This window comes from Aquimarina callyspongiae, assembly GCF_034322225.1.
In the GTDB taxonomy this organism is placed as follows: Bacteria; Bacteroidota; Bacteroidia; order Flavobacteriales; family Flavobacteriaceae; genus Aquimarina.
On the sequence record NZ_JAXLPA010000003.1, the window covers coordinates 452,154 to 467,180 of the forward strand.

Sequence of the window (15,027 nt, forward strand, 5' to 3'; positions counted from 1 at the left end):
TGTTGATATGAAATTGTAAACCATAAAATTTTGAATATTATGAAAACAAAAAATACAACAGTCACATTACCGAACAATAGTATGTGTGTAAAACAAAAAGCGATAAACTTTTTATTCATAGGATTAGCCATTCTTTTTTTAGGAAGTTGTCAAAACGATGATAATGACATTATAATTCCTCAAATACTTGATGGTCAAGAATTAGCTGAGGCAATCCAGCAAAATCGAGAAAACGCTAAACAAACTACCACCATTAATGCCGAAACTTTTGGAGAAGTATATGGTCAAGAAGGAACTATCCTTTCTTTTCCCGCTAACAGTTTTTTGTATCAAAATGGAGATCCAGTTACTGGAAGCGTAACTATTGAATTAGTTGAGATATACAACAAATCAAAAATGTTATTAACCAAAATACCTACTAATGGTAAACGTCCCAATGGCGATGTAGAAGCTTTAAAATCTGGTGGAGAATTCTATATCAATGCCACTCAAAATGGAGAGCAACTAGAACTTGCCAATGGATTTAATCTATTTGCTCCAGCTGATGGATTTGACACAGAAATGACCTTGTTTAACGGTCAAGATGATGATTGTGATGGTGATCAGCTACAATGTGATGTTGTATGGGAAGAAGATGAGCAAGCTGGAATAGAACCTATTCAAAGAGAAGGACCAGATGGCACGGCAATTACTGGATATGGAGGGTTTATCGGAAATTTTGGATGGACAAATATTGATCGTTGGTATAATGACCCAAGACCTAAAACAATTTTACATGTAGATGTGCCAGAAGGATATGATAATACAAATTGTAATGTTTACATCTCATATGATGGAGAACCAACAGCTTTGGCTTTATTAGATATCTATGATCCAGAAACAGGTCTTTTCTCCGAACACTACGGTTTAATTCCTATTGGTTTAGAAGTACATTTTATATTTGTATCTGTGCAAGATGGTCAATATGTATATGCTATCCAAGGAGCCACTATTGAAGATAATCATATAGAAACGATAGGGACTACCACTACAGGAACCGAAGCAGAACTCGTTGCACTAATTAATGCATTGCCTTAGATAAAAATAATACTAAGATTCATTGGTAAACAAGGGGGTTTAAACAAATCTTGGTATAGATTCCGGAAGAAATTAATTTCTTCCGGAATTTTTATTTCTAACCACTTAGACATCTAAGTATAAAAAACTTAAAATAAAGGGTAACAAAAAATCAATGTTGTTGATATAAGGATGTAAACAATAAAAAAGTAAAAACCTATGATACCTAAAACATCAACAATTACATTACCAAATAATAGTAGGTCTGTAATACAAAAGACAATTTATTTTACAACATTAATATTAGCTCTTCTTTTTTTAGGCAGTTGTGAAACCAACGACGATATAGACCAGATACAAACTAATGGACCTGTTTTTAACATCGATCTTTTTGAACAAAATATTATTGACTATATAAATGCAGGTAATGATTCTCCAATAGGATGGGCATATACTATTAGTACAAATGGAAACCTAGCAAGATCAAATGCATATGGACAAGCAAGAACATCTGTGGATGGAGCAATGGATTTTTCTTTAAACAAAGAGATAAATGTAGCCAGCGTAACCAAGTTTTATACAGCCATTGCTGTAATGCAATTATTAGAAGCTAATAATCTTACGATCGAAGATAAAATTGAAGACTGGCTTCCTGCATCTTGGTCAAAGGGTCCTGGAGTAAGTGATCTTAGTTTTAAAGATCTTCTTAAACATGAATCCGGATTAGAAAGCACAAATAACAATTTTGACGTAACACTAGGTTATGAGGGTTTAAAAGATTGTATAGCTACCGGAGTAATAAATTCACAAAGTCGTAATTATCTAAATGTCAACTTTGCTCTATACAGAGTTTTGATTCCTTCTTTATGGAGCGCCGTAGATAATAGTAATGCGGTTGATATTGAAAACGATGCCAATACTCAGTTTATGTATTTGTTATATATGCAGGAAAATATATTTGACAGGCTAGCTCTTCCTCTTGTAGGTTGCGTGCCAGAAGATAGACAAAGCTCTACACTATATTATAATGTCAATAATTCTCAAAACGGTAATAACGGTGCATATTATGGTAGCTGGAACAACAAATCCGGAGGTGGAGGATATTTTATGAGCACCTTAGAAATGGCAAAAGTAATAGCATACTATGAACATACTGAAGTTTTAGTTTCTGAAGAACAAAGAGACATTATGAAACTACACCGATTAGGGATGGATGTAGCGGATTCCGGAGATGAAATACACGGGAATTACTACGGAAAAGCTGGATCTATTGGAACCAGCAGTAATCCAGAAGTTTCTCAAGGTGTACGTACTCAAATGGTAATGTTTCCAATTAATGGAGTAGACTGTGTAATCACCATGAATACACAAGGAGTTACATTCGACAGTACAACCAGCCTACGCCAGATGATTTATAACGCATATAATAATGCATGGGAATAATCCCTTAAGCACCTATAGACAGATTATTGGCAATTTCAATAATCAAATTCTAATTATTATAAAATTCCGGGATAGAACAGTTTCCGGAATTTTATAATTTAACTTTTTACTTATCTTTAGTAACCACTAATAACAAACCATGAGAGGCTTTATAATTTTATTTCTTATAGTATTATTTTCTCCATTATGCTGTTTCGGACAAATATTAACGAATGACACTATTCCCAGAATAGCTCCAATATCATATGATCTTGAAGGAAACAGAGCAACATATTCCGCAGAAATGCCGCCTCTTAATCAAATAGCGGGAGCTCCTAAAGCTTTTTACACCTACTACTGGGAGTTTGGTGATGGAGATTATAGTTTTAAAGAAAAGCCTACACATCAGTATAAAAAACCAGGAACCTATAATACCAAACTTTGGGCTACTAATAATTATGATAACGGGAAACCACCCTCTAGCAGACCAAAATCTGTTACAGTGAATGAAATTCCTGACGAAGCTTCTATAGAAGAAACTTCATCTTTTAAAGAGGATGAAGATTTAATTCTGAAACGAAATCGTGAGCCAATCCCAGATCAGGAAATGGTATTTATTACTAGTTATAAAAATAACAACAACTATAGTACTGACGGAAAACTATATCTTTTTTATAATGATAATCGATTCAAAAATGACAACTTCATTATTGAAGATACTCGAATGCATCATGGAGAACGCATCATTCAAACAGAAGCTATTTCGACAGTCCTTCCAGAAAATGATGACTATACCTTATTAGCTTCCTCCTCCTCTTCTATTTTAAGAAATAAAACATTATTCATTCAAGATACCACTAAGAGAAAAAACCTTCCCCTGACTCTTGAAGAATCCAAAGCAGCTTATCGCAATTATCAGGTAATTGAATTTAACAATATGCAACCTGGAGAAGAACGCAATATTTTCAGAACACTTAGAACCACTCCAGAAATGATTAAAGATACTAGTGCGATAGTTACTTTACGTAGTGTTTATGTTCCTGATTCTAATTTTGGCAATCATACTATAAAGGATACAGAGATGGAAATTGTGACTTCTCATGATCCCAATAAAATGTCTTCAAATGGATGGTTAATGAATTATCGCTTGGTACGTTTCAAACGATTAAAATTTAAAATTCGTTTTCAGAATAATGGCGAAGGTCCTGCAAATACTATTAGATTAGAAACTGATACCCCAGAAATGTTTGATAAATCTACTTTGCGAATTGATGGTATGTATCCAGAATGTCCAATCTGTCCAAAAGAAAAAGAAGTAAACTACAGTTGCCTGGATACTATTGTAAAAAAAGATAAAATTATATTTCAGTTTAACAGAATCTATTTACCAGGGAGTCAACAAAAAAATGTTGAAGAAATTGATTCGACCAAAGGGTTTGTAAAATACTCAATGAAATTTGGCAAAGATTTCCATAAGAAAAAAACAAAAAGTAGAACTGCTATTTATTTTGACAAAAACGAACCTATTATAACCAATTATGCCACTACCCGTTTTATTCCTGGAATTTCTATTGGTGCCAAGGCTGGATATATCATAAATCCAGATTTAGACAACAGTACAGAATATTTTGTAGGAGCTACCTTATCCCCTTTTAAATCTTACCGCCTGTATTATCAGGCAGAATTATTATTCTCTTCAGCTTCATATGATGAGATTATAAATTCTGAAATCAGACGAGTTAATGCTGATGGAAGTCAAAATCTAATACGCTTTTCAGAACTTAATCAGCTTAATACCATTACCACGTATGCAGTACCCGGATCCTTACGTTATAATCTTAATAATTTTGTAGCTATCGGTGCCGGAGTTCAATTAAAACTTGATATTACTAGTAACAATAATCAAGAAACTACTGGTACTGGGTTTAATATAAATCAAAATGGAGCTATCGATAGAAACCCTGATCTCGATTCATTCGATACCAGAGAAATCGACAATAGTTTTTCAAACATACAAACCGGTGTCTTTATCGGCATGAATATAGGAACCGTTAGAATTGGTCCCAGCTTAGGAGTGAGATATGTCTATAATTTTGATGCTCCAAATTCTCAAATTCAGTTATATGGAATATGGAAATTTTAGAGCACACCTACTTACACTGGTTTTAATATGCTCAAGTGTTTTTATTTGTAGAGCTCAGCAAAATACCCAAACCACAACATTTCTCTACAATCAATTAGATAGCTTTTTACAAAATCCATCAATTACAAAACTGAATCAATTAACTAAAAAAATTGTTTCAAAAGAGTCAGCTCTTTATACCAAATCGGATCAATTAGCATGGGTAATTACCAACGCCAACATAGGGTATTATTTCAATCAATACGGAAATATCCCAACCGCAATAGTACACTATGAAAAGTCTTGGAAAACATTTTACGACAAACAACTTTCTGACTATGATATCATCGAGAATTGCCTGCAACCTTTAGGGAATCTGTATATTAAAACCGGAGATCTCCCAAAAGCAGCCGCAACCATAAAAAACTATCTCTTCTTAGCAGAACAGTCTCAAAACATTCCTAAAATCATAGCTGCTTTCACAAACTTATCCATAGCCTATAATAATCAAGGAAACTATTTAAAAGCCATAGAAGTTTTATCAGAAGGATTAGCAATTGATTCTAACAACACAAATCTTCTTACCAATATTGCTACGAATCACTTGGATCTTGGCCAACTTGATATGGCAGAAAGCATTGCAAACAAAGTGATTGCATTAGACCCTAATCAGATTAATGCCTATCAAGTTTTGGCAGCGATTTCTTTAAACAAAAAAGATTATAAAATAGCCGAAACCTATCTTTTACAGGCCAAAACACGACTTTTAAAAGATAAAAACTCCACTACACGGATACTGGCTAAATGGCAATTGGCATATACAGATATATTATTAGCAAATATGGAGTTTGGTAAAGCAAACAAACATCTAAAAGAAATTTACACCACTCTTCTACCTGGTTATTTGAAACAAAATGAATTACCTATCAAAGAAGATCTTATTGCAGACAAGATTTTACTTAAAGCCCTGGATATTCAAGCACATATTTATGAAAAACTTGAATATCCCGAAAAAGCGATCCAAGCCTATAAATTAGCTTTTAATGTAAATGAAAAATTGAATACCCTATACCCTTTACAGGATACTAAAATCATTCAACATAGTCAAAACCGAAATAGAACAGAAAGCTATATTAATTTATTATTCTCTCTGTATTCATCTACAAATAATTCACAATATGCAGAATTAGCATTTAAGGCAGCAGATTATTCTAAAGCTCCTTTTGTTAATGAGGCTTTACTATCCAAAAAAACACTTTTACAATATAAAAATGATTCGCTTGTTACACAGCAAAATACACTCAACACAGAACTAGCTGAATACGAAACTCTGATTTTAAAAGAAAAACTAAAAGGAGATATTGCGAGCATTGATCAAATCCAAAAATGGACAACAATTTATGATACTAAAACTATTACTCTTAAAAAAATAACAAAATCACTTAATGAGAAATATCCTATAATACTTAATAGCAAAAAAGATCTCTCAATTCTTAAGCTTCAAAAAAAATTAGACAGTGATAAAACTTTATTGATCGAATATTTCTACGGTAACTCTGTTATCTATCAATTTACTATTAATCCTGATCAAATTATCATTACCAAAATAAAAGATGTAGGTCAATTTACAGAAACCATCAAAAATTATATTCATTATTTTGATAAAGCATCAACCATTATTAATGATATAAAAAAATATAATCAAGGTGCTTTAGAAGCTTACAAAGCTTTAAAAATACCTGAGCAAGAAAAAAAACTACTTATTGTACCAGATGGCATTCTAAATTTTATTCCTTTTGAAGCTTTAGTAACAAATACTACAACCGCTATACGTTTTAAAGACATACCATTTCTGTTAAAATCAAGCCAAATAAGTTATGAAATCTCTGCCAGTAAATACTTAAGAACTTCTTCTAAAGACAAGGATCATAAAAACATTTTAGGTGTATTTCCTGTTTTTGAAAAAACGCATTTAGAATTACCATTTTCATTAACCGAAAGTAAATCTATACAACAATATTTTAAAGGGCAATATCTAGAAAAAGAAGAAGCTACTTATAATAATTTTCAGCAAAAAGCTAATGATCACAACGTTATTCATCTTTCCACACATGCTGTAGCTGGAGATTTTTTAAGGCCTGCTTCAATAAAATTTAGAGATCAAGATATTTTTGTAAATCAACTATATCCATTACAGCTTCAAGCGGATCTTGTAGTACTAAGTGCTTGTGAAACTGGAATAGGAAAACTAATCAAAGGAGAAGGTCCTATTAGTATTAGCAGAGGGTTTCAATATGCCGGAATAGAAAACACGCTCTTTTCTCTATGGAAAATAAATGATAAAACTACCTCTCAATTCATGAAAGGCTTTTATCAAAATTTACAGAACGATCCCAACACATCCAAATCTTTACATCTGGCAAAACTTGATTATCTTAATGATGAAACCATTTCTAACTTTCAAAAATCACCATATTACTGGGCTGCATTTGTATACTATGGAGAAATTCAAGACACCGAAACAAAGATATCCTTATGGTATATTATTAGTATTATTTCATTCTTATTAATTATAGTATTTTTGCGAAAGTTTCTTCTAAACAAAACATGAGCACACTTCGTAAATTCCTTACTCAAAAAGAGTATTATCGTATCCCGCTGGTTTTCACAAAAACCAATCATTTTGAAATTAAAGCAACACTCAATGGTATTGAGGGCAATTTTATTGTAGACACAGGAGCCTCTAACTCTTGCGTTGGTTTTGAAGCTGTCACAAAGTTTAATCTATTTGCACAAGATAGCGATGTCAAAGCAGCTGGAGCAGGTGCTACCGATATGCTCACACAACTTTCTAAAAAAAATACTTTAGAAATTGGAAAGTGGTTCAAAAAAAACGTTTCACTAATTCTTTTTGATTTAGGGCACGTAAACGAAGCATTGGTAAATCATCAGGCAGAACCTGTAGATGGAATTATTGGGGCCGATATTCTAAAACGAGGAAAAGCCGTTATTGACTACGAACGAAAGTGCCTATACCTTAAGTAAACTCACCTCTTGACTCCTAATCATATAAATCTTGCGCCCATCTTAACTAATCCAAATCCCGATAACTCACTGTAAATCAAATTATAAGATTACGTGTTAACCGCAATAAAACGAGCTAAAAACTGTATATGTTAATTTTTTTCATTAAATTTAACATTTCCCGACATATTTTAACACAGAGCTAATTTTTATTGTACAATTTTACAACCTCCTAATTATGAATAGAAGAAACTTTTTAAGTTCAAGCACATTAGGTGCTGGTGCTTTATCACTCGCTCCTTTATCAGTCTTTTCAAACAACAATTCTATTTCACTACCCTCAATCGGATCAGGGTTTAACGAAGTATATGAACAATCAACCACTATCTCCATCACTTCTCTGTCCAAAGGTTTTAATGTTATTCATTCCAAATTAATCCATAATCTACAACAAGAAGGATACATTTTTGACACTAAAGAAGTTGTAAAACTTAGCGAACATTGTCTTGCGATTCCATTACAAAAAAAGCCACTCATTGGTTTTACTACTAAAGAAATTGCATTGATTTTAAATGACAATGAAAAGTATCAATATCATATCCTTGATGAAAAAACAACCAAAGAATTCAATTCACTAATATATAATTATAGTAAGAACATTTCTGCTCACGGATTAGAACTGGATACGATAGAATTTGTTGCTCCTGTGAAAGTTTTAAAACAATCAACAGGAAGAGAAAGTTTATTTACTTATCAGAATGCTTTAAATAATAAGATTACTATAAAAAGTAGTTCTAAAAGGTCGGCTACCTACATTAACTAAAATCACGTAGTTCTACCTATTGACATTTTCTAGTGATGCGCATAGCTTTGAGTTTGGGAAAGTAATGTAATTGAAAGCCTTGTGCTTAGATGCTTTTAACTTAAACTAACTAATAAACTCAAGCTTTCATGAAAATAGTATTGCTCGGAAGTTTTCCTATATGTATCTCACTATATGAAAACTTAGTAAAAAACAAGCATTTAACAGCTGTAGGTTTTGAGGAATCCGCTATCCAAAATTCTGCATCCGACTATGAAAACTCTATAAAAAAACAAGGGCTTCAAACTTTTATAATCAATTCAGAAAACCTTTCTGTTCAATTCAAAAACTGGTTACAAAAATTATCTCCAGATTTAGTGTTGGTATGTGGGTTTTCTTTAAAAATACCAAAGGAGTTATTAAATATTCCCACCTATGGGTTTCTAAATATCCATTTTGGAAAGCTCCCTGAAAACAGAGGGCCAGACCCTGTATTTTGGTCTATTAAAAAAGGGGAAACTCAAACATATATTACCATACATCAAATGGATGAAGATTGGGATACCGGAAAAATACTTCTGGAACATCCTGTACCCATTATCTTAGGAGAAACACAAGGGATGTTAAACTCAAAAATGAGTTATTTACTAAAAGACCTTGGAGAAAAGATAATTACCCTTGTTAAGGATTCTAACAATTTAACATTACAGTCTTCAGAAAACATATCATATCGCAAACGTCCTGCCTTACTTGAAACCACTATACAATGGGAAGAACAAACAGCTGATCAAATTGAAAACCTTGTCAATGCCTGTAATCCTAAATACGGAGGTGCCTCAACCTATTATCAAGGAGGTCTTATTAGAATAATTGAAGTATCTCCTGTAGATACACAAACCCCACTATTTGGACGAACACCTGGAGAGATCATTCATGCACACCCTCAAGAAGGCCTTTTTGTGTGTTGTAAATATGGCCAAATGATCAGGATTAACATTCTTAGTTCTGACGCAGGAATATTAACAGGTACCAAATATGTAAACTTGGGTATACGACAAGGACAACACTTTAGCACTACTCAAAATATAAAAGAGAAACAAAGTATAATCAAATAATAAAACACAACTATTAATCTTAAAATAAAACAATTATGGAAGGAACAATCGGGGAAGTTCGCATGTTTGCGGGCAATTTTGCACCAAGAACTTGGGCATTTTGTGACGGGCAACTACTAGCCATCGCTCAAAACACAGCTTTATTTTCAATTCTTGGAACTATTTACGGAGGTGATGGAAGAACTACTTTTGGGCTTCCAGATCTTAGAGGACGTGTACCTATTGGCCCAGGAACCGGTCCAGGATTAAGCACTCGAAGAGAAGGACAAAGAGGTGGTACAGAATACAATATCTTAAATGTAACTCAATTACCATCACACAATCATGTTGCCGTACCTAATTTGAATGGTACAATAAAAGTAAATGAAGAAGATGGCGTTTCTGATGAACCTAGAGGAAGAAATTTTGGTCTCGTTGATGGTTCGGTTAAATTATACAATACAAATCCAAATGATTCATTAATGGCCACAGATAACGTTCTCATAGGAGGAACTGTTACTATAGGGAATACAGGAAACAACCAGTCTGTAAATAATATGGAGCCTTGGTTGGCATGTTATTATATTATTTGTTTACAAGGTATTTTTCCTTCCAGAAGTTAAATCCATTTATAATTTTTAAAACAAAACATTATGTTAGGAACAATAGGAGAAGTTCGCATATTCGCAGGTAATTTTGCTCCCAGAAACTGGGCTTTTTGCGAAGGTCAACTACAGGCTATTTCACAAAACGATGCATTATTTTCAATTTTAGGAACTATTTATGGTGGTGACGGTAGAACAACATTCGCTTTACCAGATTTACGAGGACGTGTACCTATAGGACCAGGGCACGGCCCAGGGCTTAGCGATCGAAGATTAGGAGCAAGAAGTGGTACAGAAACCAATACACTCAATGTTCTACAAATGCCTTCTCATACGCATTTTGCATCTGCTAATTTAACTGGTACATTAAAAGTAAATGAAGAAGATGGTGTTTCAGATGAACCTAGAGGACAGAATCTTGGTCTTGTTGACGGCCCGGTTAAATTATACAATACAAATGCAAATGATTCATTAATGGCTCCGGATAATGTTGCTATTGGAGGAACAGTTACAATAGAAAATACCGGAGGGAATCAATCCGTAAACAATATGCAACCCTGGTTAGCTTGTTATTATATTATTTGTCTATTTGGAACATATCCTTCAAGAAGTTAAAAGTCAATATAGAGAATGTAATTAAATCATTTTTAATACATTCTCTATTATTCTTATATACATTCATAATAAATTTAGTATTTTTAAAATACTCTTGCTAGTTATTAAAAATTAACTCCTTAATTTCCATGAAAAAAATATTACATTTCTTAGTCTTTGTTTCAATCTTAAACACAAGTTTTTTATTGGGTCAAACACCTTTAACCGCTGGTGATATAGCAATTATTCATAATCAAACAGATAACCCAGATGATTTTGCATTTGTTACCTTTGTAGATTTACAAGCAACAACAGTTATTTACTTTACTGATTGCGGGGCAGATGCTGCTGATTTTAACACCCCTTGTACTGAAGGTGCACATGCTTACACAGTTCCTGCGGGAGGACATCTAGCAGGCACCATTATAAAATTCCAACAGGGAAGTAATGCAAATTTTGCTTCTTACACTGATACAGTAATAACAGGTTCATTTAACCTCTCTTTTGCTGGAGATCAAATTATTGCTTTTCAGGATACGGCTAATCCTGGAGGTTCATCTACTGCTGCTGGTAATCCAACCTTTATATTTGCGTCAAACACTGCATCTACAGCTTTTACTGGTGATAAAACAGACACTAATCAAACAGGGTTGCCTAATGGTTTAGACAACATCAATGCTCCTGTATCAGCACTAGGACTAGGAAGTGGAACCGGTGTACAGGATGAATTTGACAATGTTGTATATAACGGTGGATATACATTCTCAACTATTGCAGAAGCAAAATTAGCATTTAGTAATCCTGCAAATTACACACAAGTAGATGATCTTACTACAGTACCATATCCAACAGATGTTAGTAATATTCCTTCAAGCTTAACAGTTACTCCTCCGGATACAACCAATCCACGAGTACAATCAATAACCAGACAAACACCTGGTACCTCACCAACTAATGCAGATACTTTAATATTTGCAGTACAGTTTGATGAGGCAGTATCCAATGTTACTGACAACGATTTCCAGGCAAGTGGTCTTACAACACCTACAATCAGTGCTGCCGATCAAGGCGGTAACCTTTATCATGTTACAATTTCTGGTGGAGATCTTGCCAATTTTAATGGAACCGTTAACTTAGGTTTTGCAGTTGCGCAAGATATTACAGATACAGCAGGGAACCCACTCACCAATACCTCTCCTATTGATCCTGTCGAAAATTACACAGTGGATAATAATGCTCCAACAGTATCTATTGGTGCTCCTAGTGCTACTGATACTAACTCTGGACCGGTGACATATACAATCACCTATACAAGTGCAGATGCAGTAACCTTGGCTAATGGAGATATAACATTGAATACTACAGGAACCGCAAACGGAAATGTAGCCGTAACAGGAACTGGAACAGCAACAAGAACTGTAACCATAAGTAGTATTACCGGTGATGGAACTATCGGCATTTCTATAGCAGCTAATACAGCTAGCGATAATGCTGGTAATAATGCAGCAGCGGCAGGACCAAGTGCTACTTTTAATGTAGACAATACAGCTCCTACCTTATCTATTGGTGCGCCAAGCGCTACTGGTACTAACTCTGGACCGGTGACATATACAATCACCTATACAAATGCAGATGCAGTAACACTTGCCAATGGAGATATAACATTGAATACTACAGGAACCGCAAACGGAAATGTAGCCGTAACAGGAACTGGAACAGCAACAAGAACTGTAACCATAAGTAGTATTACCGGTGATGGAACTATCGGCATTTCTATAGCAGCTAATACTGCAAGTGATAATGCAGGTAATAATGCAGTAACGGCAGGACCAAGTGCTACTTTTAATGTAGACAATACAGCGCCTACCATATCTATTGGTGCGCCAAGCGCTACTGATACTAACTCTGGACCGGTGACATATACAATCACCTATACAAATGCAGATGCAGTAACTCTTGCCAGTGGAGATATAACATTGAATACTACAGGAACCGCAAATGGATCAGTTGCAGTATCAGGAACTGGAACAGCAACCAGAACTGTAACAATCAGCAGTATTACTGGTGATGGAACTATCGGCATTTCTATAGCAGCGAATACAGCTAGTGATACTGCTGGTAATAATGCAGCAGCAGCAGGACCTAGTGCTACTTTTAATGTAGACAATACAGCGCCTACCTTATCTATTGGTGCGCCAAGCGCTACTGATACTAACTCTGGACTGGTGACATATACAATCACCTATACAAATGCAGATGCAGTAACTCTTGCTAATGGAGATATCAGCTTAAATACTACAGGAACCGCAAATGGATCTGTTGCAGTATCAGGAACTGGAACAACCACAAGAACCGTAACCATAAGTAGTATTACCGGTGATGGAACTATCGGTATTTCTATAGCAGCTAATACTGCTAGTGATACAGCGGGTAATAATGCAGCAGCGGCAGGACCAAGTGCTACTTTTAATGTAGACAATACAGCACCTACCTTATCTATTAGTGCGCCAAGCGCTACTGATACTAACTCTGGACCTGTAACCTATACCATTACATATACAAATGCAGATGCTGTAACACTTGCCAATGGAGATATAACATTGAATACTACAGGAACAGCAAATGGATCTGTTACAGTATCAGGAACTGGAACAACCACAAGAACCGTAACCATAAGTAGTATTACCGGTAATGGAACTATCGGTATTTCTATAGCAGCTAATACTGCTAGTGATACAGCAGGTAATAATGCAGCAGCGGCAGGACCAAGTGCTACTTTTAATGTAGACAATACAGCACCTACCTTATCTATTAGTGCGCCAAGCGCTACTGATACCAATTCTGGACCTGTAACCTATACCATTACGTATACGAATGCAAATGCGGTAACCCTTGCCAGTGGGGATATCACGCTGAATACTACTGGAGATGCTACAGGATCCGTTGCTGTATCAGGAACCGGAACAGCAACCAGAACTGTAACAATCAGTAGTATTACTGGTAATGGAACCATCGGTATTTCAATAGCAGCGAATACAGCAAGTGATACTGCAGGTAATAATGCCGCCGCCGCTGGACCAAGTGCTACTTTTAATGTAGACAATACAGCGCCAACGGGATATTCTGCCACTATCGATCAAGCTCCTATAAATTCTACTAATGAAACCGCCGTAAGTTTTACTTTTGCAGCCGCAGTGGTAGGTACTACGTACAATTATACATTTACAAGTAATGGTGGCGGAACACCAGTTACTGGATCAGGTACTATCACTACAACTACAGATCAGATTACAGGAATTAACGTAAGCGGTCTTGGTGATGGAACTGTTACTTTAAGCGTAACATTAACGGATGGTGTTGGAAATGTAGGAAATCCTGCAACAGATGACATTGCAAAAGATACGTCTCGTCCTTCTGTATCTATAACATCTACAGAGACTTCTCCTACCGGAGCTAATCCAATACCAGTGACTATAACTTTTAGTGAGATCGTTGGAGGATTTACCGAAGGAGAAATTACTGTTGTAAATGGAAGTACCGGGAACTTCTCTGGAGGAGCATCAAATACTTATACAGTAGACATAACACCTTCTGGCGCAGGGCCAATAACTATCACTGTAAATGTAGCAGCAGATGTAGCTACAGATATGTCAGGAAATGGAAACACAGCAGCTCCACAGTTTAGTATTGATTTTGATAATACATTAGGCTTTAATGATGATGTTTTAGAACAAGGTTTAAGCTTATATCCTATACCTAATAAAGGAATAGTAAATATTGCTGCGGATACCGGTTTACAACTTAAAAATGCTGAAGTATTTGACATCACAGGTAAACGTATTTACTCTCAGGATTTGAACACCAATAATCAAGTAAATACTATTGATATTTCTAATGCTCAATCCGGAATTTACCTTATAAAAATACATTCTGCTAATGCAACCGCAACTAAAAGAATAGTAATAGAATAGTTTTCTATTAATTTTTTTAAGTCATTAAAAAAGGTCAGAAGTTTTAAAACTTCTGACCTTTTTCTATTCATAAACAAGTACTTATACCTATTGTACTCAATTAGCATTCTAAATATCTTTACCCTATGATTTACACTATAATGAACCCCCATAAATATAAAAGAATACTAATGAAAATAATTCCTGTTGCAGTATTGATATTAATTTTGGCAGCCCTACTTATGAATATCTATCTTTTACTCAAATTTATCTAAAACCTATCCTTACCCTTAACCCAAATTGTAAAAGGCAGAAGATACATTCTAAACATAAATAAAAGTTGAAAAAGGATACTTTA

10 protein-coding genes are annotated in these 15,027 nt (G+C 34.7%); all 10 read left to right on the forward strand.

The genetic code is table 11. The features are described 5' to 3' along the window. Window positions 1-39: 39 nt before the first annotated feature. The 10 genes from U0D62_RS14320 to U0D62_RS14365 all read left to right on the forward strand — a co-directional run bounded on the left by U0D62_RS14320 (window position 40) and on the right by U0D62_RS14365 (window position 14,690). Entirely contained in the window at window positions 40-1,077 is a 1,038-nt protein-coding gene (locus U0D62_RS14320; RefSeq protein WP_322287989.1) for a hypothetical protein, read from the forward strand. Window positions 1,078-1,275: 198 nt separating this feature from the next. Next, on the forward strand, window positions 1,276-2,499 hold the full coding sequence (locus tag U0D62_RS14325; protein ID WP_322287990.1) for a serine hydrolase domain-containing protein: 1,224 nt from the start codon (window positions 1,276-1,278) through the stop codon (window positions 2,497-2,499). 139 nt (window positions 2,500-2,638) lie between these two features. After that, the gene (locus U0D62_RS14330) at window positions 2,639-4,621 is read left to right on the forward strand and encodes a PKD domain-containing protein (protein WP_322287991.1); all 1,983 of its coding nucleotides are present in this window, start codon (window positions 2,639-2,641) and stop codon (window positions 4,619-4,621) included. Then, window positions 4,602-7,211, forward strand: coding sequence for a CHAT domain-containing protein (locus U0D62_RS14335; protein WP_322287992.1), 2,610 nt, complete (start codon window positions 4,602-4,604; stop codon window positions 7,209-7,211). The genes U0D62_RS14330 and U0D62_RS14335 overlap by 20 nt, the downstream gene beginning before the upstream one ends. Next, window positions 7,208-7,645, forward strand: coding sequence for a retropepsin-like aspartic protease family protein (locus U0D62_RS14340; RefSeq protein WP_322287993.1), 438 nt, complete (start codon window positions 7,208-7,210; stop codon window positions 7,643-7,645). The genes U0D62_RS14335 and U0D62_RS14340 overlap by 4 nt, the downstream gene beginning before the upstream one ends. 217 nt (window positions 7,646-7,862) lie before the next feature. Continuing rightward, on the forward strand, window positions 7,863-8,447 hold the full coding sequence (locus U0D62_RS14345) for a hypothetical protein (protein ID WP_322287994.1): 585 nt from the start codon (window positions 7,863-7,865) through the stop codon (window positions 8,445-8,447). A gap of 128 nt (window positions 8,448-8,575) precedes the next feature. Then, entirely contained in the window at window positions 8,576-9,541 is a 966-nt protein-coding gene (locus U0D62_RS14350) for a methionyl-tRNA formyltransferase (protein ID WP_322287995.1), read from the forward strand. A gap of 35 nt (window positions 9,542-9,576) precedes the next feature. Then, the gene (locus U0D62_RS14355; protein WP_322287996.1) at window positions 9,577-10,143 is read left to right on the forward strand and encodes a phage tail protein; all 567 of its coding nucleotides are present in this window, start codon (window positions 9,577-9,579) and stop codon (window positions 10,141-10,143) included. A gap of 30 nt (window positions 10,144-10,173) precedes the next feature. Then, entirely contained in the window at window positions 10,174-10,740 is a 567-nt protein-coding gene (locus tag U0D62_RS14360) for a phage tail protein (RefSeq protein WP_322287997.1), read from the forward strand. A gap of 128 nt (window positions 10,741-10,868) precedes the next feature. Then, complete coding sequence (locus U0D62_RS14365; RefSeq protein ID WP_322287998.1) at window positions 10,869-14,690, forward strand: beta strand repeat-containing protein; 3,822 nt, start codon at window positions 10,869-10,871, stop codon at window positions 14,688-14,690. Window positions 14,691-15,027: the final 337 nt, after the last annotated feature.